Source organism: Dyella sp. SYSU CM1112 (assembly GCF_058216415.1).
Genome location: NZ_JBZEGI010000006.1, coordinates 20,961 through 41,353 on the forward strand (window position 1 = coordinate 20,961; position 20,393 = coordinate 41,353).

18 protein-coding genes are annotated in these 20,393 nt (G+C 64.6%); 3 read left to right on the forward strand and 15 right to left on the reverse strand.

The genetic code is table 11. The features are described 5' to 3' along the window. Nucleotides 1-33 precede the first annotated feature (33 nt). Both AC4HNJ_RS10215 and AC4HNJ_RS10220 read left to right on the forward strand, forming a co-directional pair. The gene (locus AC4HNJ_RS10215) at nucleotides 34-2,751 is read left to right on the forward strand and encodes a TonB-dependent receptor domain-containing protein (protein WP_490479464.1); all 2,718 of its coding nucleotides are present in this window, start codon (nucleotides 34-36) and stop codon (nucleotides 2,749-2,751) included. Further along, nucleotides 2,751-5,297 (forward strand): hypothetical protein, encoded by a 2,547-nt coding sequence (locus tag AC4HNJ_RS10220; protein WP_490479465.1) that lies wholly within the window; start codon nucleotides 2,751-2,753, stop codon nucleotides 5,295-5,297. Before AC4HNJ_RS10215 ends, AC4HNJ_RS10220 begins: the two co-directional genes overlap by 1 nt. 39 nt (nucleotides 5,298-5,336) lie before the next feature. Here AC4HNJ_RS10220 and AC4HNJ_RS10225 read toward each other — a convergent pair whose 3' ends face one another. The 15 genes from AC4HNJ_RS10225 to AC4HNJ_RS10295 form a co-directional block, all read right to left on the reverse strand. Beyond that, nucleotides 5,337-5,600: a DUF2274 domain-containing protein gene (locus AC4HNJ_RS10225; RefSeq protein ID WP_490479466.1), complete on the reverse strand. Its 264-nt coding sequence runs from the start codon at nucleotides 5,598-5,600 to the stop codon at nucleotides 5,337-5,339. Next, a complete protein-coding gene (locus AC4HNJ_RS10230) occupies nucleotides 5,597-6,889 on the reverse strand; it encodes a TraB/TrbI/VirB10 family type IV secretion system protein (protein ID WP_490479467.1) in 1,293 nt (430 codons plus the stop codon). Before AC4HNJ_RS10230 ends, AC4HNJ_RS10225 begins: the two co-directional genes overlap by 4 nt. After that, complete coding sequence (gene trbG, locus AC4HNJ_RS10235; protein WP_490479468.1) at nucleotides 6,876-8,027, reverse strand: P-type conjugative transfer protein TrbG; 1,152 nt, start codon at nucleotides 8,025-8,027, stop codon at nucleotides 6,876-6,878. The genes AC4HNJ_RS10230 and trbG overlap by 14 nt, the downstream gene beginning before the upstream one ends. Beyond that, nucleotides 8,024-8,728, reverse strand: coding sequence for a conjugal transfer protein TrbF (gene trbF, locus AC4HNJ_RS10240; protein WP_490479469.1), 705 nt, complete (start codon nucleotides 8,726-8,728; stop codon nucleotides 8,024-8,026). The genes trbG and trbF overlap by 4 nt, the downstream gene beginning before the upstream one ends. Before the next feature lie 12 nt (nucleotides 8,729-8,740). Continuing rightward, entirely contained in the window at nucleotides 8,741-10,090 is a 1,350-nt protein-coding gene (gene trbL, locus AC4HNJ_RS10245; protein ID WP_490479470.1) for a P-type conjugative transfer protein TrbL, read from the reverse strand. Further along, complete coding sequence (locus AC4HNJ_RS10250) at nucleotides 10,087-10,380, reverse strand: hypothetical protein (protein ID WP_490479471.1); 294 nt, start codon at nucleotides 10,378-10,380, stop codon at nucleotides 10,087-10,089. The genes trbL and AC4HNJ_RS10250 overlap by 4 nt, the downstream gene beginning before the upstream one ends. A gap of 5 nt (nucleotides 10,381-10,385) precedes the next feature. Beyond that, nucleotides 10,386-11,114 carry a P-type conjugative transfer protein TrbJ gene (gene trbJ / locus AC4HNJ_RS10255; protein WP_490479472.1) on the reverse strand — a complete coding sequence of 243 codons (729 nt, stop codon included), beginning with the start codon at nucleotides 11,112-11,114 and terminating at the stop codon, nucleotides 10,386-10,388. Further along, nucleotides 11,111-13,537, reverse strand: a complete 2,427-nt coding sequence (gene trbE, locus AC4HNJ_RS10260; RefSeq protein ID WP_490479473.1) for a conjugal transfer protein TrbE — start codon at nucleotides 13,535-13,537, stop codon at nucleotides 11,111-11,113. Before trbE ends, trbJ begins: the two co-directional genes overlap by 4 nt. Nucleotides 13,538-13,544: 7 nt before the next feature. Continuing rightward, nucleotides 13,545-13,814 (reverse strand): VirB3 family type IV secretion system protein, encoded by a 270-nt coding sequence (locus tag AC4HNJ_RS10265; RefSeq protein ID WP_490479474.1) that lies wholly within the window; start codon nucleotides 13,812-13,814, stop codon nucleotides 13,545-13,547. Then, on the reverse strand, nucleotides 13,811-14,182 hold the full coding sequence (locus AC4HNJ_RS10270; RefSeq protein WP_490479475.1) for a TrbC/VirB2 family type IV secretion system protein: 372 nt from the start codon (nucleotides 14,180-14,182) through the stop codon (nucleotides 13,811-13,813). The genes AC4HNJ_RS10265 and AC4HNJ_RS10270 overlap by 4 nt, the downstream gene beginning before the upstream one ends. Further along, nucleotides 14,179-15,144 carry a P-type conjugative transfer ATPase TrbB gene (gene trbB / locus AC4HNJ_RS10275; protein ID WP_490479696.1) on the reverse strand — a complete coding sequence of 322 codons (966 nt, stop codon included), beginning with the start codon at nucleotides 15,142-15,144 and terminating at the stop codon, nucleotides 14,179-14,181. The genes AC4HNJ_RS10270 and trbB overlap by 4 nt, the downstream gene beginning before the upstream one ends. A 56-nt stretch (nucleotides 15,145-15,200) precedes the next feature. Then, nucleotides 15,201-15,671, reverse strand: coding sequence for a CopG family transcriptional regulator (locus AC4HNJ_RS10280; RefSeq protein ID WP_490479476.1), 471 nt, complete (start codon nucleotides 15,669-15,671; stop codon nucleotides 15,201-15,203). Then, entirely contained in the window at nucleotides 15,668-17,668 is a 2,001-nt protein-coding gene (locus AC4HNJ_RS10285) for a conjugal transfer protein TraG (protein WP_490479477.1), read from the reverse strand. The genes AC4HNJ_RS10280 and AC4HNJ_RS10285 overlap by 4 nt, the downstream gene beginning before the upstream one ends. A 220-nt stretch (nucleotides 17,669-17,888) precedes the next feature. Further along, on the reverse strand, nucleotides 17,889-18,137 hold the full coding sequence (locus AC4HNJ_RS10290; protein WP_490479478.1) for an EexN family lipoprotein: 249 nt from the start codon (nucleotides 18,135-18,137) through the stop codon (nucleotides 17,889-17,891). A gap of 43 nt (nucleotides 18,138-18,180) precedes the next feature. Continuing rightward, the gene (locus AC4HNJ_RS10295) at nucleotides 18,181-19,086 is read right to left on the reverse strand and encodes a LysR family transcriptional regulator (protein WP_490479697.1); all 906 of its coding nucleotides are present in this window, start codon (nucleotides 19,084-19,086) and stop codon (nucleotides 18,181-18,183) included. A gap of 671 nt (nucleotides 19,087-19,757) precedes the next feature. On the opposite strand from AC4HNJ_RS10295, the gene AC4HNJ_RS10300 reads away from it, so the two are divergent. Continuing rightward, on the forward strand, nucleotides 19,758-20,378 hold the full coding sequence (locus AC4HNJ_RS10300) for a TetR/AcrR family transcriptional regulator C-terminal domain-containing protein (protein ID WP_490479479.1): 621 nt from the start codon (nucleotides 19,758-19,760) through the stop codon (nucleotides 20,376-20,378). Nucleotides 20,379-20,393: the final 15 nt, after the last annotated feature.

Genomic DNA, 20,393 nt, shown 5'->3' on the forward strand with positions numbered 1-20,393 from the left:
CACGGGCTCGATGGAGCCGGTGGGGGAGAACAGATGAAGCGCACGATTTCGCTCATGATTCGCTTTGCTGCGGCCCTGGCATGCAGCGGCGTATTGCTTATTGATGTCGCGACAGCCCAATCGGCGACGCACGAGTATCGAATCGCCTCGGAGCCATTGGATCAGGCTCTGCGCGATTTCTCGCTGGCCAGTGGCGTCGATCTGCTTTTTTCGCCTGATTTGGTGGCTGGCAAGACCAGTCCTGCCCTCAAGGGCACCTTCACGATCGACGAGGGACTGAGAGCGCTTCTGCGTGGATCGGGCCTTGAATTCACAGTAACCGGATCACGCGTAGTCATCAGTAGGACGGGAGCCAATCCGGCTCGGCATTCCGGATCACCGATGTCCAATGCTCGCGGTTCGAGTGGCGATACGCAGACACAAGACGCTCCTGCAGAGGAGGCGCAGCAGGGGCCGGAGAAACCCGAAGACCAAAGCGCGAAAGCTGTCGAACTCGAAGAAGTAAGTGTCACGGGATCACGAATCCGTGGCGCGCCGCCGGCGTCACCGGTGACTACCCTGACTCGGGAGGACATGGCGCGTAGCGGCTACGCCGATCTCGGCGATGCGATCCGAAGCCTCCCCCAAAACTTCAGCGGCGGTGACAATCCTGGCGTTGCGGGTGGCGGTGATCAAGGCGGATGGAACAATTTGGATAACTCTTCGGCTCTGAATTTGAGAGGTCTCGGGCCGGACGCAACCCTGACGCTAATCAACGGCCATCGCGTCGCTTACGACGCGATCGACTCAGGAGTCGATATCTCGGCGATCCCAATAGCCGCCATCGAGCGTGTTGAGGTGGTGACCGACGGCGCCTCAGCGGTATATGGATCCGACGCCGTGGCCGGTGTGGCGAACGTCATTCTCCGGCGAGACTTTCAAGGTGTCGAGGCGACAGCCAAGTACGGCGGATCGACCGATGGCGGTAATCAGCAACAGCAATACGGCGTAACGACCGGCGATAAATGGGCATCAGGGGGAATGATCATCGCGCTGGATTACAGCCGGTATACGGCGATCAATGCAAGCGAGCGGCCCTACACTCAGTCGTTGAATGGTACGGATTCCCTGGTGCCGGGACAGGAACAGCACAGCGCGGTCCTCGCGGGCCATCAACGCCTCACTGATGGACTCGAACTGGATTTGGACGCTTACATCAATGATCGCACTTCGGTACAGCAAAATGCCTTCAGCACAACCGCCAACGTATTTTTCTATGGTCTATACAGTCATCCACGGGTTGAGTCCTACGAGGTGACGCCGAGTTTGCACTATCAGCTTCCTAGTGGATGGCAGACGTCACTGAGTGGGACATACGCGCGCAACCATATGACGTACAACGCCCAGTTTTTTGTGCAAGGCGCCCAGTATTTTCGAGCGCTCCTCACCTACGACAACACATTGAACTCTACCGAACTCGATGCGGAGGGACCTCTGTTCTCCACATCCGGAGGCGAGACGCGCCTCGCTGTGGGCGGTGGCTATCGTTCACCCGGGCTCAATGAGTATGAAGTCGAGACGATCAGTGGCACTACTACCACGCCCCTGGACGCCGCGGATGGCGAAGACGTCTATTTCGGTTACGCAGAGTTGTCAGTCCCATTCGTGAGCCCGGGGGAAAATCTCCGCCTGCTCCGCTCTCTCACCTTCAATGCGGCGGCTCGTTACGAGAAGTACACCGGGCTATGGAACGTCACCACACCGAAGCTCGGGCTGATCTTCGAGCCGACCACGGATGTCACTTTGCGGGCAACCTGGGGCAAGTCATTCAAAGCCCCTACGCTCTACCAAAACAATCAGGCACCGCTTGCCACGCTCTCCCCAGCAGCAGACTATGACCCTCCGCCGCCTGGGAGTGGACCGGTACTCGTCATCAGCGGCCGCAGCTTAACCCCGCTTCAGCCGGAGCGCGCAACGACATGGACAACCTCCATCGACTTTCACCCAAGCATCATCGAGGGGCTAGATCTGGAGGCTACGTATTTCGAGGTTCGGTACGTTGGTCGAGTAGCCGACCCTCTGTCCGCCAGTGCCAACTCGGGGCTCGGCAATCCGATCTTCAATCAATTCATTACCTACAACCCCACCGCTCAGCAAGTACTCGACGCTATCGCGGAAGTTCCGGGCGGCCTTGACAATGAAACTGGGACGACGGTTGCCTTCGATCCAGCCAACGTTTCCGCCATTATCGATGACACGCTGCGCAACGTAGCCCGTGACCACGCTCAAGGAGTCGATCTCACCGGAAACTACTACATGGACGTGGGTGCGAGGAGCCAGTTAGACATTGCGGGCTCGGCGAGCTATTTGGAGAGCGAACATCAGCTCAGCGCCGGACAGCCCATACTCCAAGAGGCTGGGTTTATCTTCTACCCGCCGCACTGGCACGCACGAGCGAGCACGACATGGCAGCGAGCCAATCTGACGCTGACGGGTACCGTGAACTACGTTGGTGGTGAGTGGGACAATCGCTACCCGCCCGTGGAGTGGGTGGGTTCTTTCACGACATTCGATGCCGTCGCGCAGATTCGATCACCCGCGAGCAGCGGATTCTTTCGAGACTTCGAGGTCCGACTGTCGGCGCTGAATTTCTTGAATAAGCAGCCCGCCGGCATCCGCAATTCCGTCCCATACCTTCCACCGTATGACTCTCTGAACTATTCCTCCGTTGGGCGCTTTTTGGGGGTCGCCGTCACAAAGCAGTTTCTGTGATGCAGGAGCTGTTCGGGTTTGTTGCGACCATCGTGACGGTTGTGCTCGCCGCCTTGAGCGCGGCAAGCTTCAAGTGGGTCGCCGAGACCACAGGCGAAGGAAGCATCGGTCGGATGAGCGGGAGAATCGGTGCGTGCCTCCTTGTCTTGATGCGCGTGATAAATTGTCCTCTAGCGGCGGCATCCGCTCACGAACGGCCATTTACCGTCATCGATGCCATCGAGATGACGAAGATTGTGGATCCGGCGCCGTTCTACAGCTACGCATCGCGGGAATTCAGGCGATCTCCCGATGGCGAAAAGTTCGTGGTGGTCCTGCGACGGGGTCACCTCGCCACCGATCAAGTAGAAGATCAACTGGTGCTCTTCAAGACGGCGGATGTCCTCGCCTTTGTGAATGCCAGCCCGCCCAGGAAACGACCCTTGCGTGAAGTGCTCGCCGACTTTCGTACGTCGTCTGGAAGGAGTCCCATCGACGGCGTCCGATGGCGGGACAACGACACACTCACATTCATCGGAAGAACCGGCGGGAAAGCGGCTGGGCAGGTCTATGCGTTTGATCTACGTACACACGCGTTAAAAAAACTCACCAACGCGCCAGGCGGTATATTTGCCTATGACACATGGAAGCGAACGTTGGTCTACTCCGCCCCTGTCTTTCCCGACTGGCGGAAGAGAAACCGTCAGGGCTACGTCGTCGGCCCGACGATTATTTCCAATCTGACGATCACCGACCCTCGGAATGCTCTTATATATGATTTGGCATTCTTCTTGGAAAAGCCCGGCTTCAGTAGACCCGTGCGCCTCGACACTGGCCTCAACTGGGTGGCGCACCCATATGGCGACTCCCCTCTCCCCGATGAGATTTCGATCTCGCCAGACGGCCTCTGGGCGATCGTCCTCGCGACGGCTCGGTCCATTCCATCGTCGTGGGCTGGATACACCTTTATTCGAGACATTCTGTGCAGTGATGATGATTTATGTTATCCCCAAACGACGCCGCATTCGTGGCAGCTCAAGGCAGCCCTCGATGCGTTGGTTCCGACGACGGCCTCAGTGCCACGTGCGTTCGGAGCCAAGCAATATTTCCTAGTTGACATTACCCATGCCACAGTAAGGCCATTTCTTGATGCGCCTGGGCCTAGTGATGCGGGCTTCGGAACTGATCACGTAACGTGGTCGCCGGACAGCAAACGGGTTGTACTGGCGACCACGTATTTGCCGCTGGACATATCGCAGGGACAAGAGCGGACGCGACGCGGGGCGGCGCCGGCCGTGGTCGAGGTCGACGTGCCGTCTGGCAAGTACGCACGTATAAGCGATCGCGTGTCGTCGATCAGCAGCGTCCGTTGGTTGCCAGGAGGAGACATACGCATCAAGTGGCGTGACAAGGGCAATGCTCCGCCGCAAGTCCAGTGCTATCGAAAACGCGGGCACCAGTGGGTAGAGATATCCCCTTTGTTAGCGCACTGGGCGCCGCGCCGGTTGGAACTGCGAATTGAAGAGGATCTGAACACACCACCCCAAATCGTGGCGCTGGACCGAGAGACGCGAATGACGGGCGTCATTACCGATCTCAACCCGCAGCTTCGAGCACTGACGCTGGGCCACGGCGAGATCTTCGAGTGGCAGGACCGAATGGGCAGGCGCTATCGCGGCGGCCTGATCTTGCCGCCGGGCTTCCGCTCGGGCCATCGTTACCCAGTGGTGCTGCAGACCTACGGATTCTTTCCGAAGGAATTCCTGGTGGATGGTCCACAGGACATGCCTACGGCCTACGCTGCGCGTGCTCTGGCAAACAGGGGCATTGTTGTTCTTCAAATGCCCTCGAATGCGTTGTCGCCGCCTCCAAGCGACTCAAAAGGCTTGCCTTGGCGTTACGACCGAGACTCGGAGAATCCTCGGTTCGTCGCCAAGATGGAGGGGGCAATTGACGCGCTAAGTAAGCGCGGCCTCATTGACCGAACCCGCGTGGGTCTCATTGGATTCAGCAGGGCGGGCATGCACGTACAGTATGCACTCACCTTTTCAAAGTACCCCATCGCTGCCGCAACGATTGCAGATTCAGTCCAGGCGACGCCTTTTGCCTATGTCGTTGACTTTGGACTCCCCTACCCTGCGGGTATGGCGGATTTCGAGAATAAATACCAGATGATCGGTGCCGGATTTTGGGGCGATGGAATCCAGAAATGGATAAAGCGCTCCCCTGCATTTCATTTGGACAAGATTCGCACGCCGTTACGCCTCGAGCATCTGGGAACCCATGTGCCTGAATTCTGGGACATGTATGCGTTACTGAAGCGGCATCACCGGCCGGTAGAAATGATCAGTCTCCCTCTTGCGAGCCACCAAGTGGCACGGCCCGCTGATCAATACATGTCTGAGCAGGGCAACGTCGACTGGTTTGCCTTTTGGCTGAAGAACGAGATTGATCCTGATCCGGCCAAGGCCGCACAGTATGAGCGCTGGCGTGAATTGCGTAGGCAGTACGAAGCGGAACACGACTCGGTCAATGCGCGACGTGTTGCTGGACATAGCGCCGGTTAGACCCACTTAATCCTGCTTGCGACGGCCAATGCCCTGCCCTCAACGCGGCGCCCCCAACGCGCCATCGGAAGGCCGCGAGCTCTGGCGCTTCGACCGCCGGAATCCGCGATCAGCGCTCAGGAACGCCTCCAGCATGAGAGGAATCAGCGTCGCGGCATCGACCGTCGCGCCGTAGGTCTGCGCGTGCAGCGCCGCATAACGGTCGAGATCCGTCTTGAGCCGCGCCGGACACGCAAAGGTCAGCTTGACGATCTGCGTATCGGGCAGCGGCCCGAGCCGCAGCTTTTTCGGAGACGCACTCATGGCATCGGTCCTCGCTCGATAAAAAGCGGCTGGTACGGCCGCAGCACCAGGTCCTTGTTCACCATCACGTCCACCAGGAACCCCGGCCGCACGGTCAGCGTCGGCTGGATGCTGAGGTTGCGCCGGGTGATGTCCTGGCCGACCTGGTTGGCGGTGTCCTGCGCGCTGTCGCGCAGGGCGAGCACGGTGTTGCCGTTGAGGTCGCCTTCGTTCGAGACGGCCAGCTCGGAGCTGACACCGAGCAGCGTGGACAGCGCAGCCCCGGACAAGATGCGACCCCAATGCCAATTCACCCCGTCCTCCAGGCCGGCATAGCCGGCCGGGTCGATGCCGGGCAACTTATCCAGCGTGATCGACGAGGTATCCGGCAGCACCAAGCGCAGCCAGACCAGCAAGACGCGCCGCTGCCCGAACGCTACCTGGCTATCGTAGCGGCCGATCAGGCGTGAGCCCTGCGGGATCAGCAGGTAATGGCCGGTCGCGGTGTCGTACACCGGCTGTGTCACCTCGGCGATGATCTGCCCCGGCAAATCGGAATTGATGCCCGTCACCAGTGCGGCCGGAATGATCGTGCCCGCCATCACCGTGTACGGCGAGGCTGGCGCCTGCAACGTGCCCCTGTTGCTCGTGGCGGCATCGCCGCCCCGGGCCAAGAACGCTTCCTTCTGGTCCTGCCGGTTCTGAATGGCGGTCGCATCGTTGGGTGGCGCCGCCGTGGATGCGGGTCCGGCGCCCATCGGGTTGAATGCGCCGGCGGCGGCGTTGGACACCGGCACGGTATTCGCCCCTGTCGAAGCGGCGTCGGGCTTCCCCGTACGGTTGCTGGTACGGAAGAACACCGCGGAGCGCGCGACCTCCTCGGCGAGCCGCTGCCGGTCGATGCTCTCGGCCGACGGCCCCGGATTTGCCGCGCCGCTCGACAGCGGCGTCCTGGCCGACGCCGCGCCCCAATCGCCCGGCAGTGGCGGCCCGAGCGTCGGCACGCTGGGCGCTGGCGCCGGCGCGGGCTTCTGCGGCAACTTCGCATAGCCGGACGGCAACTGCGCCAGATCATCGGCCGTGGCGATCCGATCGACGTTGTACAGATTCGTCCGATCGCCTAACCCCCGCCGGCCCTTCGATTGCAGTGCCCACAGGGAGGCTCCGGCGATGGCCACGGCCAGAAGCGTGGCGGACACGGCTAACGTGCGGCGGTTGAGCCGGGTGACCGGACGCGGCGCGGCCCGTAGCGCGATCCCCTCGGGCGACATCTTCGGTGCAGGGTTCGCTTCGTGGTCAGTCGCGTCCATGACTGGCCCCCACGGCGATGCCGTCGGTGCGCTCGATGCGGACCACGGCCGCCTGCTTTCCGCCCAAACGCAATTCGGCCGCGCCGAACAGACGGTCCACGATGTCGTAGGGTGCGTGGAACCGGTAGTTCACCAGCTCGCCCTTGCCATCCGGTCCGACCACGAACAGCGGCGGCAACTCGCCTTGCGCGATGCGTGCGGGGAACTGGATATAGACGTGCTCGCCGTCGTCGAACGCCCGCACCGGCTTCCACGGCGGGTTGTCGCCCGTGATCGCATAGCGGAAATGCAACTGGTCCAGCGACAGCCCTTCGGCGACGGGTGCCTGTGCCTCGGCGGCCTGGGCCTGAGCCTGCAAGGCCAGCATCTGGTCTTTCGGGTACTCCCACGACACCAACGCCATCCAGGCTTGCGGGGTGGACGTGAGTTCCAGCAGGTAGGTGCGCCGGTTCGTGGTGATGACCAGATTCGTCTTGATGCCCACGCGCACCGGCTTGACCATCACGTCCACGCGCCGGCTCGCGCCGCTACCACTCGCCGTGTCACCCACGATCCACTGCACGGTGTCGCCGGCGGCGACCGTCACCAGTGCCTCGCCCGCCTGCAAGGTGATGACCGTGACGCGGCCGGGGCTCGTATAGACCTGATAGAGCGCGCCCTCGGAGAAGGGCCAGACCTGGATCGCGTTGATGTAGCCCTCGCGGGTGGGCGCCACGCTCGCCGCCGCATTGGCCTGCTCGACACGCGCTTTGGCGTCGGCCGGCTCCGGGGCCGGCGGCATCTGGGCGGGCGGCAACGGCTTCATCTGATCGGGCAGCGGCAAGAGCTTGGGCACGGCCACCACCGCGACCGGCTTGGGCGGCTCGGGCAGCGGTTTGGCCCTCACGGACTCGTACAGCGAGATGGTCGGCGGCGGCTTGCCGGTGGACGCGCAGCCGCTCAGGGCGGCCAGAAGCGTCAGCAGGCAGACAGCGCGGAGCGTGCGAGCCTCCAGCGCTAGGCATGGCGAGAAGAGCGGCCATGCCTGCCACAGCCCTTCGTGGAGACGGCGCGGATACGCCTGCCACACAATCTCGTCACGCGTGCGGCGATCGCGGCCCCGCTGCCGCGACGAAACGGGAAACGGTGATGCGTTCATGGTTTCGTTCCTTCCGATGCGTTGAGGTCACGGCTCCACGACAGGCCGTTGATGTAGATGCCGAGGGGATTGCGGCGCACTTGCTGTTCGGTGCGCGGCGTCTGCGTGATCAGCGTGAGGATCGCGGTCCAGTGTTCGACGTCGGTCGGAGTGCCTTCGTGGTAGTGCTGTTCGGTCCAGCGCACTTGGAACGAGGCATCGCTGACGCGCACCACGCTGATCACCTCCACCGAGACCGAGTCCTGACCGACGTGGGCGAACGGATCGTGCGCGCGGGCGTAATCGTTCAAGATCGCCGCGCCCCGGTCGGTGGTATAGCCGTAGGCTTCGAGCCAGTTCTGCCGCACCACGACCGGGTCGATCGACAACGCACGCACATCGGTGATGAAGCGCGCCAGGTGGTCGGCGATCTGTGCGTCGGTCGGGCGGTAGGGCGTGACGGCCGCGCCGACCGCCCGCACCTCGCCAGCGTGATCGACCTCGACCACGTAGGGCGTGACACGCGACTGGCCGGACTGCCACACCAGGCCAGCGGCCATCAGCAGCGCAAGCCCGAGGCAACCGAAGGCCATCCGCCGCCAGTTCTTCGCCTGCACGCGCGCGCTGCCGAGGCGTTCATCCCACACCTGCGCGGCAGCCTGATAAGGCGTCGCCGGCACGGGAGTGTCGCTGTAACGCACGCCGGGTCGCTTGAAGCGCATGGATCGCCTCCGTCATTCGTCCGACGAATCGCGAAGTTCAGGCGCAGCCCCGCTGCCGCCGTGATCGGCCGAGCGCACGACATGCGCGGCGGTCGAAGCGCCATGCGTAACGCGCTGACGGCGTTGCAGGCGCTGCGCCCAGTCAGGCGTCTTGTCATGGGGTGCAGACGTGTTGGCAGCTGCCGCCGAGGAGGTGGGTGCTTCGGCGGCGGCTTCGCGCGACGTGACGCTGGAGGCCGCTGCACCGACGGCCGACGTCACGCGATCACGCACGCTCCGCGCGCCAGCAGCGACCCGCGCGCCGGCCGCCTGCGCGCCGCTGCGTGCGACGTTGGCCATGCCCGCACCAAAAGCCCGTGCACCGGTTGCGCCAGAAGCCGCCGCCCCGGCGCGATAGGCTGTGGCGGCGCCACTGGCCGCACGTGCGGTCCCCACCGCGCCACGCGCGGCGAGGCGTGTGCCGGCCGCGACGGCAGCGCCGCCGCCCACCACGGCAGCGCCGCCAGCAACGGCCAGGCCCGCTGCACCCAGCGCCGTGCCGGCCGCCGCGCCCGCGCCGAGCTGCGGCGCCCCGGACACGAGGCCCGTGGCGATGCCCGGCCCGAAGATGCCGAGCCCGAGCATGGTGAGCGAGGCCAGCATGATGGCCAGTGCGTGATTCAGCGACGGATCGGCGCCGGCCGGCGTCTGGAACTGCCCGAAGATCGTCGAACCGATGCCGACGATGACGGCCAGCACCAGCACCTTGACGCCCGCGGACACCACGTTGCCCAGCACCTTCTCGGCGAGAAACGCGGTCTTGTTCCACAGCGCGAAGGGCACCAGCACAAAGCCGGCGAGCGTGGTCAGCTTGAACTCCACCAGCGTCACGAAAAGCTGCACGGCCAGGATGAAGAAGCTGATGACCACGACGATCCAGGCGAGCAGCAGCACTACAATCATCTCGAGGTTGCTGAAGACCGCCGTGAAGCCGTGACACATCGTGCCGACCTGTTGCAGGATCGGCTGGCCAGCTTGAACGCCAATCGCCGCCAGGCGTCCTGGCTGCAGGAAATCGCCGATGCTGACGGACGAACCGGCCGCGAGCAGCCCGAGTCCCGCGAACGAGCGGAACACGATGCCGGCAAGCGTGTTGAAGTTGCCGATGATGTAGGCGAACGCGCCGACGTAGAGCGTTTTGCGGATCAGCTTGGCCAGCACGTCCTCGCCGCCCATCGCCCAGAACAGACCCGCAAGCGTCATGTCGATGACGATCAGCGTGGCGGAGAGATACGCGACCTCGCCGTGCAGCAGTCCGAAACCGGAATCGATGTACCGCGAAAAGACGGCGAGGAACTGGTCGATGACGGAGAGATCGTTCATGGCTGTGCCCCGTCATCGGGCGCATCGAAACTCGCCGGGATCGGTGGCAACACATCCAGCGTCTGGTATTCACCCGGACCGCCCAGCCCGAGGAAAAAGCGCCGGCGATAGGCGTCCTGCGCAATGCGGCACGCGGGGAGGCGCACGTGCGCGCGCGCGGTCATGCAGCGATGCCGCAGCGCATAGAGTCGTTGGGGATCGTGCGCCAGGCCGTCCACGGTCAACGGCGGTATAGGGCGGCTGCACGCCACCAGCATCGCCACGACGGACAGGATGAGTGCGCGGCCCATCGCCGTCAGTTCCCGTAGAAGCTCACCGGCTGCGGCGTGTATTGCGGGCCGTTGCCGATGAAGCGCGAACGCACCTGCTCGGCCTGCGCTTCGTTCGCCGCGGCGCGCGCTTCGTCCAGCGCGGTCGCGCGACTCTGCGCCACGGTGAGCTGCTGCGCCTGAATGGCCTGGCGCGCGATCAGCGCGAGCAGCTGGTTCGTGGCCTGGCTCGCTTGCAAGGCACCGACCGCGCCTTGACTCTGCGTGACCAGCGTGCTCAACACGCTCTGGTCCGACAGCAGGTTTTGCGCGGCCTGCGACTGCATCTGCGTGGCGGTCTGCAACGCCTGCACGGACGTTTGCCAGCGCGTTTGCGCGTCCTGCACCATCTGCGCGTGGGTGGTGCCAGCGCCGTAGGATGACGGGTACAGCCGGTCGAACGTCGCCTGCGACTGCGCGACGTTGAAGGTCAGCCCTTGGGCCTGGGTGATCAACTGGTTGGTGGTCGCCAGCGTGGTCAACAGCTGCGACAGGCTGTTGTAGTTGAGGCTGGTAAGATTTCGGCCCTGGTTGACCAGCATCGTGGCCTGGTTCTGCAATTGCTGGATCTGGTTGTCGATCTGTTGCAGCTCGCGCGCGGCGGTCAGCAGGTTCTGTGAAAAGTTCGCCGCATCGAACACCGCCCATTGCGCATGGCTCGCCGACGAACACGTGAACAGCACGGCCACCGCAGCGGCCAGCCAGGTCTTCTTCATGGCCGAATCTCCGAGTGCGAGGGAAACGAGGGGATGAGCTCGGCGGCCCAGTCGAGGCCGCTGTGGCGCAGCCACCCACCGGCGAAACCGGACGAGCCGGCGTCGCGCCACAGGCGGTCGATGTCGCGCTGGTCCTGCGGCGTGGCGGCGCCGGCGAAGGCGAGCGCGACGGACCCCAGATCGAGGTCGAACAGGCGGTTGCCGAGCCGTGACTGGTAGTAGTAATCGCGCTTGGGCTGCGCGGTGGCGACGATCTCGATCTGCCGGCTGTTGAGGCCGAAGCCTTCGTAGATCGTGCGAATCTGCGGCTCGGTGGCTTGCGGGTTGGGCAGGAAGATGCGGCTCGCGCAGCTCTCGATGATCGCCGGCGCAATGGTGGAGTCCTTGATGTCGGCGAGCGACTGCGTGGCAAAAATCACGCTGACGTTCTTCTTGCGCAGCGTCTTGAGCCACTGGCGGATGCGCGCGGCGAACACCGGGTCGTCGAGGAACAGCCAGGATTCATCGAGGATCAGCAGCGTCGGGGCGCCGTCGAAGCGTTCGCGAAAACGCGCAAAGAGATACCCCAGCACGGCCTGCACGGCGGCATGGCTCGCCATCAGCTCTTCCATCTCGAAGCCCTGCACGTCGGCGCTGCCGAGCCGGTCGCGATCGGCGTCAAGCAGCCGACCATGCGCACCACCGAGCACGTAGGGGGCAAGCGCCTGGCGCAACGCATTGGACTGAAGCAGTACCGACAGGCCCGTCAGCGTGCGTTGTTCGACGGGCGCACCGGCAAGGCTGCCGAGCGCCGACCAGATGGCCGCCTTCTCATCCGGGCCGACCGCGACGCCTTCGTGCGCGAGGCGCCCTTCTATCCACTCGGCGGCCCACGTGCGATAGCCAGGCTGATCAATACGGGCAAGCGGCTGGAACGCGATGGCGCCATCGATGCCGAGGTCATAGTGCTCGCCGCCTAGACCTAAGATCGTGGCGCGCATGGAGCGACCCATGTCGAAGGCGAAAATGCGCGCGCCGCGATAGCGTCGGAACTGCATCGCCAGGATCGCCAGCAAGACCGACTTGCCCATGCCGGTCGGTCCCACGACGAGGGTGTGGCCCACATCGCCGATGTGCGTCACCAGCCGGAACGGCGTGGCACCGTCGGTGCGCGTAACGATCAGCGGTGGACCGTCCAGATGCGCGTTGCGCTCCTGACCGGCCCATACCGCCGACACCGGCATCAGGTGCGCGAGGTTCAGCGTGGAGATGAGGGGTTGGCGCACATTGGCATAGGCGTGGCCCGGCACCGACGACAACCATGCCTCCACCGCATTGAGCGTTTCGGGGATCGTGACGAAGCCGCGGCCCTGGATGACCCGCTCCATCTGACGCAACTTCTCGTCCGCCTGCGCGGCATCGGCATCCATCACCGTGACGGTCGCCGTCAGGTAACCAAACGCCACCTGGTCGCTGCCGAGCTCCTGCAAGGCGGCGTCCGCGTCGCTCGCCTTGTTGCTGGCATCCGTATCCACCAGTGGCGATTCCTGTTGGAAGATCGTCTCGCGCAGGAGGGCCACGACGTTCTTGCGCTTGGCGAACCACTGCCGGCGCAGGCGCGTCAGTTCCTTTTCCGCCTCGGCCTTGTCCAGGCAGAGGAAGCGCGTGCTCCAGCGGTAAGCGAAGCCCAGCCGGTTAAGGTCGTCCAGCATCCCCGGCCAGGTCGAGGTCGGAAAACCGCGCACCGTCGCCACGCGCAGGTGCTGGTCGCCCAGCATCGGCGCCAGGCCCCCGACCAGCGGCGCATCCGCCAGCAGTGCGTCCAGGTAGAACGGGACTTCGGGTACCGCGATGCGGTAGCGCCGCGTGCCAATGCAGCCGTGCAGGTAGGTCAGCGTTTCGCTGTCGTCCAGCCAGGCGATCTCCGGCATCACGCCATCGAGCAGATCGGCGACCCGATCGGTTTCCGTGACGAAAGCGGTGAGCCGTTCGCGCCAGTCCACACCCGTCGTGGGCGTGTTCTCGTACAACAGCTTCGCGGCGCGGGCGCGCGCTTCCTCCGGCGGCAGGTACGCCAGCGTCAGGTGGTAGCCGCTCTCGTAGTGGCTTCCCGCCGCCTCGAACGCGGCACGCCGTTCCTCGTCCACCAGCCAGGACAGCGGCTCGGGAAAGGCCGAGTACGGATAGTCCGCCGCCGGCCGGCGCTCAGCCTCGCTGAACAGGGCCCAGCCCGATCCCAGCCGACGCAGCGCGTTGTTCAGGCGCGCGGTGGTGGCGACCAGCTCGCTCGGCGTCGCGCTGTCCAAATCCGGTCCGCGAAACCGCGCCGTGCGCTGGAAGCTGCCGTCCTTGTTGAGCACTACGCCGGGCGCGACCAGTCCTGCCCACGGCAGCCAGTCAGCCAGTCGTGCGGGATGCGGGCGGTATTCGGCGAGGTTCAGCATGGCCGCCTCACACGTCCAGCAGCGGCCGGTGCTTCAGGTGCCGCGCGAAGACCGGCATGAATTGCGGATCGACCTTCGCGCCCCACACGGCGAGCGCATGGCCGATCAGCCACAGCGCGAGGCCGGGAATCCACAGTTGCAGACCCAGTCCCACGGCAGCGGCGAGCGTGCCGTTGGCGATCGCCACGGTGCGCGGTGCGCCGCCCATCAGGATCGGCTCGGTGAGCGAGCGGTGCAGCGGCACCTCGAAACCGGCGATGAAGGCGGATTCGTTCATGCGACCACCGCCCCGCCGGAGAAGCTGAAGAACGACAGGAAGAAGCTCGATGCGGCGAAGGCGATCGACAGTCCGAACACGATCTGGATCAACCGCCGGAACCCACCGCTGGTGTCGCCAAAGGCGAGCGTGAGGCCCGTCACGATGATGATGATGACGGCGATGATCTTGGCGACCGGTCCCTGGATGGAGTCGAGGATCGATTGCAGTGGCGCCTCCCACGGCATGTTCGAGCCGGCCGCCTTGGCCGTACCGGTCAGCGCCGCCATGACCGCAGCCAGCACGATGCCTTGCCGGGCCGACAGAACCAGGCAGCGAAGACGTGCAAGCGGCTTTACAGAAAAGCGCAACGCAGGGACATGGCTCATGGCAGTTCTCCAGACAGGGACGAATGGGGGACCGGACGGGATGGCCGTGGCGAAGCCACGGCGTCACTGAGCTGGTAACCGCGCGCGTCGAAGCCGATGACGCGGGTGATGTCCTGGATACGCCGGCCGCGCCCGCGCCCGGCGATGAAGACGACGACGTTGACCGCCTCGGCGATCAGCGCGCGCGGCGGGGTCACGGCCACTTCGAGGATCAGTTGCTCCAGGCGCAGCAGTGCGCCGTGCGCGGAGCCGGCATGGACGGTGGCGATGCCGCCGGGATGCCCGGTGCCCCAGACCTTGATCAGATCCAGCGCCTCGCCCCCACGCACTTCGCCGACAATCACGCGGTCGGGACGCAAGCGCATCGTGGCGCGCACCAGTTCTGTCATCGACACCGCGCCAGGCAACGTGCGCAACGGCACGTGATCGCGCGCCGCGCATTGCAGCTCTACCGTGTCTTCGAGGACCAACACGCGGTCGCCGGTGGCGGCGATCTCCGCGAGCAAGGCATTGGCGAGCGTGGTCTTGCCGCTGCTGGTGCCGCCGGCAATCACCACGTTCTGACGCGCATGGACCGCCTCACGCAGGAACGCGGCTTGTTCGGCGGTCATCATGCCGTCGGTGATGTAGCGGTCGAGCGGAATCACGCCGGCCGCGCGCTTGCGCAGCGCGAACGCCGGCCCTGGCACCGCGGGCGGCAACACGCCCTCGAACCGCTCACCGGTCTCGGGCAGTTCCGCCGAGAGCAGCGGCTTGCCCGCGTGGACTTCGGCACGCACGTGCGCGGCGATGAGTCGGATGATGCGCTCGCCGTCGGCGGCCGAGAGTGCCGCGCCCATCGGCGCACGACCCGACGAGAGCCGATCGATCCAAAGCGTGCCGTCGGGATTCAACAGCACCTCCACCACGTCGGGGTCGTCCAACGCGGCAGCGATCAACGGTCCCATCGCCGTGCGCAGCATGCGCACACGCCGGTCCTGCGCGCAGGCCGCCGGGCTCAGGTCATGCGGCTGCGTGCTCACGGCACGTCCCCGTCGGCCGGCACCACCGAGGCGGCGGCATCGGCTTCGCGCCGCACGGTGTCGGGCTGGAGCTCCTCCACCAGGTCGTGCAGCAGGCTATGGCCGCGCAGCAGATGGCGACCCAGTTGCTCAACGAACTGCGTGAAGCGCGCCTTGCCCTGGGCGCGTGCCGCGTCCTGATGCACTTCGGGAACGGGCGTCGTGACCGTCAGGTAGTAGCGCACGTAGAGTGCGACGGTTTCGATCAGGATGGCCTGGTCGCGCTCCAGCCGTTCGTAATGGCGCGACAGCCGGTCCAGCCGCTTGGCGATGGCCGCTTCACGCTGATCGCCCGCGTCGGGTGACAGCCAGGAGGCGAGCGCCGCCGCGACGATCGACGACTTGGACACGCCTTTCTTCACGGCCAGCTCATCGAGCCGCCGCGCGTGCTCGGGCGCAATGAACAGATTGAGGCGGTACTGGCTCATAGCGCCATCCCGTCGCCGGGGTCGAGGGCGGCCAGCCGCGCGCTGCGTTGCAAGCGCGGATCGACGTGCGCGGGCATCGGCAACGGCAAGTCGTCGTCATCCAGCAGCGCCAGGTCGCTGGCCGGCGGTTCGCGTTCGGCGGCCTGGTGCGAGACGTCGGCCAGTTCGGGCTGGCGTCGCGGGCCGCCGTCATCGACCGCGCTGTCGTAGCCGCCAGGCGACATCCGCACTGACGTTGCCGGTACGGCAGGCATTGCCAGGCCGCTCCAATCGTCGGGACGCGAGGGCGGTACGTCGGCATAACGCCCGACGGACAGCGCGGGCGGCGGCAGCACGCGCCGTCGGAAATTGGCGTCGGCGTAATAGCGCAGCTTCGTCGCCTTGATCGGCGGCATACCGGACACCATCACCACCGCCTCGTCGGGTGGAAGCTGCATCACTTCGCCGGGCGTGAGCAGCGGACGCGCTGTCTCCTGGCGCGACACCATCAGGTGCCCCAGCCATGGTGCGAGACGGTGGCCGGCATAGTTGCGCATGGCGCGCAGTTCGGTGGTGGTGCCCAGCGTTTCGGAAATGCGTTTGGCCGTGCGCTCGTCGTTGGTGGCGAACGTCACGCGCACGTGGCAGTTGTCGAGGATCGAATGGTTCTGCCCGTAGGCTTTGTCGATCTGGTTGAGCGACTGCGCGATCAGGAAGCTGCGGATGCCGTAGCCGGCCATGAACGCCAGCGCCGACTCGAAGAAATCGAGACGGCCCAGCGCGGGAAACTCATCGAGCATCAACAGCAGCGTGTGGCGACGCGCAATGCCATCGCTGCCGTCGAGCGATTCGGTCAGGCGCCGGCCGATCTGGTTGAGAATCAACCGGATCAACGGTTTCGTCCTGCTGATGTCCGAGGGCGGCACGACCAGATACAGCGAGACGGGATGTTTGGAGGCGATCAGGTCGGCGATGCGCCAGTCACAGCGCGACGTAATGTCGGCCACCGTGGGGTCGCGATACAAACCCAGGAAACTCATCGCGGTGGACAACACGCCCGACCGCTCGTTGTCGCTCTTGTTGAGCACTTCACGCGCAGCCGAGGCAACCACGGGATGCGGTGCATCGCGCAGGTGCTTCGTCGTCATCATCCGGTGCAACGTCAGCTCGAACGGGCACGCCGGATCGGAAAGAAAATTGGCGACGCCGCGCAGCGTCTTGTCCTCGCCCGCATAGAGCACATGCAGGATGGCGCCGACCAGCAGCGCGTGACTGGTCTTCTCCCAATGATTACGTCGCTCCAGCGCGCCTTCGGGATCGACCAGGATGTCGGCGATGTTCTGCACGTCGCGCACTTCCTGCGCGCCGCGCCGAACTTCGAGCAGCGGGTTGTACGCGGCCGATTTCGGATCGGTGGGGTTGAACAGCAGGCAGTGCGAGAAGCGCGCGCGCCAACCGGCGGTGATCTGCCAGTTCTCGCCCTTGATGTCGTGAATGACCGCCGAACCCGGCCACGTCAGCAAGGTGGGAATCACCAAGCCCACGCCCTTGCCCGAGCGCGTGGGCGCAAAGGTCAGGACGTGTTCCGGACCGTCATGGCGCAGGTACTGGCGATCATGCAGGCCGATGAAAATGCCGGCGGGTTTGTCCAGGCCGGCCTTGCGGATGTCGCGTGCCTCGGCCCAGCGCGCCGACCCATACGTGGTCACCAGGCGCGATTGCCGCGCACGCCACACCGACATGCCGATGGCCACGGCCGCGGCCATGACGCCACTGGTTGCAGCGATGGCGCCGCCTTTGAGGAACAGGCGCGGCGCGTAGGCGTCGTACCAGTACCACCAGGGGAACAGTTGCCACGGGCGATAAACCGGAAGGCCAAGGCAATCGAACCAGGGCAAGCCAAGGCGTAGCTGGTAGCCCAAGTGTGCGGCGGTCCATTGGGTGGCAGCCCACGTTCCCGCGACCACGATGCCGAACACCGCCAGCACCTGGCCGAACAGCACACTCGTCCCGTTCATGCCAGACTCCGATTTTCACGTCCGTCATGCAGCCTTTACGCGCTGCATGGCCGTGAGAATCAGGGCCGCAATCCGTGCCGGTCAAAGACCGTTATGGCGAGGATGAAGATTGAAAACGCAAGATTTCAAGCAGGAAAAGAGCGCCGCGCGTGACGTCGCATTCACGCGCATCTGGACGTAGCAAGCAATCAATGTCGTGGCGTGTTGTTCGACCGACGATTCAGAACGTCGGCGGCTTTTTCGGTGGCGTGTACTTAGGGCCGTTGCCGTAGAAGAGGCGCCGCCGCGCGTCCGCCGCGTTATTGCATTCCGCGGCCCCTATCTTGGCGTAATCGTCGGCGCACTGCTTTTCGACCTCGCGCAAGTGATCAGGGTGTGCTGCCAGCGACTCCACCGTATCGATCGGCGCCGCCTTGCCGCACGCCACCAACAGCATGCACGCCATCACAACGGAAGCAGACTTTTTCATGACCTACCCTCCTGCCACAACGCGCCCAGCAACGGGCACAATCTCAAGGCTTGTCGCCTGAACTCGTTTCCAGTTCAGGCTTGACTCGCTCGATGAAATGCCGCAACGGCTCCGATGGCTCACTGTCGAGCCGCAGCAAATACGTGGTCAACATCACCGCACGCCCTGCGAGCGGGCGGGCCACGACATCGGGGTGGCGAAAATCCTCAATGCGTGTCGCGTTGATCAGGCCGATGCCGTAGCCGGCTGCCACCAGCGCCAGCAACATGTCGGTCGTGCTGACATGGTCGGCGACGATCGGCTCCGCGTCCACCTTCCGCAACACGCTTTCGATCTGGCGCGCACACCCTTCGCAGACTTCCGGGTGGCAGAGCACCAGCGGGTAGCGCAGCACATCCGCCAGCGGAACACGCTTGTAGGTCAGTAACGGATGACGCGCGGGTATCGCCGCCACCAGGGGATCGTGCCATACAGGCTCGGTAAGAAGGCCATTCCCGACGTTCGCCGACTGAGCAAAGCCCACGTCGTACAGATCGCCGCGCAATCCCTTGACCTGTTGTGCGAAGGGAATCTGGAACAAACGGATGTCCACCTCCGGTTCCTCGGCACGGCTCTGCGCCAGCAATGCCGCTAGACGCGACGGCACGATGCCGTCAGAAACGGCAATGCGCAGCGTCCCGCGATAACCGTTTGCCGCCGCCTTGACATTGACTTTGGCCTGATCGAGCGCGGCGAAAATGCGTCGCGTGTCTTCGAGAAAGACTTGCCCGGCCCAGGTCAACCGGGTGCTGCGGGTGGTGCGTTCGAACAGCCGCACGCCGAGGCTCTCTTCCAGTTCCTTGATCGCCCGCGAGAGGGGCGATTGCTCGATATGCAGCCGTTCGGCGGCACGCGCGAAATGTAACTCTTCGGCAACGGCGAGGAAGCATCGTAGGTGGCGGATGTCCATCATCGTCCTCTCAGACGGCGCACTTACCCGTGAATCCAAAAGGAGCAGCCGACTTGATTTGCAGGCGTTTGATCCCCGTATCACACGGCGTTTTGGCGCAGGGCGGTCGCCCGTCCGGCGCGATGGCCGAGCGTTCAATCCCTTACGTCTGCACGTCCCTCGGCGGTGACTCGGTAGAAGAAGCCCATAGCATCAGCTTCCTCGCACCGAGTGTTTCGCGAAATCCGAAGTGTGTTGCCCCAACCATCGAACCACGCGATAGCGGTAGGCCGACGGCGAGGCATGGGCGGCCGTCATCTTCGCAAGCCTGGCGGCTGTATCGACGATCGCAACGCGTCCGGCGGTGTGTGTTGCAGTCGGCGCCGCCGAACGCACGCTGCTTGGAGACAATGTCGCCCCTGCTCCGACGGCGCAGATCCCTCCCCTGCCGAGCCCAGCCTCGTTGTTCTCATGGGGATGCCGCGGGCGCGCGGCCGTGGCGAGACGCCCCTGGCTTTTCGACAAAAAGGACGGGAACACCTCCGTGCTGGCAATACCGACCTGCGGGCAGTCCGACCCTCTTTCTCTCCGCGATCCCGCCTGGGGGGGCAACGTGAGACACAAGCATTGGAGTCACTATCCGGGCAACTCTATCACTGCTAGTTTTATCTATCGCCGATAGAAAATCAATTATGACGAAGATACGACGCGACCAAGTGGTCAGCGCGGCCCTTGAGCTACTTGACGAGTTGGGGCTGGACGCGCTGTCGACCCGACGCCTGGCACAAAAACTGGGGGTCGAGTCGGCCTCGCTCTACTGGTATTTCCGAGACAAGTCGACGCTGCTGGCGGAGATGGCCGCCGCCGCGCTGGCAGCGCGTCAGACGCTCGGCGTTCCCGCGGATCCGTCGCAGTGGTCGACCTGGTTTACCGACAACGCGCGCAACTTCCGCCGCGTGTTGCTGGCGCATCGGGACGGCGCACGCCTGCATGCCAGCACACCGGTAGGCTCCGACGACCTCACGCGCAACCGACCCCAAATCGCCTATCTGGTAGGGGCCGGCCTGACACACGACGAGGCCAGTATGGCTTTATTTGCCGCCAGTCAGTTCACGATCGGATGCGTGCTGCAGGAGCAAGCTCATGGCGACGAAAAGTTCGGCTCGCTTGCCACGCGCGCATCGGCTACACCGCCGCCTACCGGCCGCAACACGGCGAGCGAGCGGGTCGATCCCGAGGCTGCTTTCGAGTTCGGACTCGCGTTGATGGTCGATGGTCTGCGCGGCCGGGTGGCCTCCCGCGCGCGACGCTGAACACCGTCGACACGC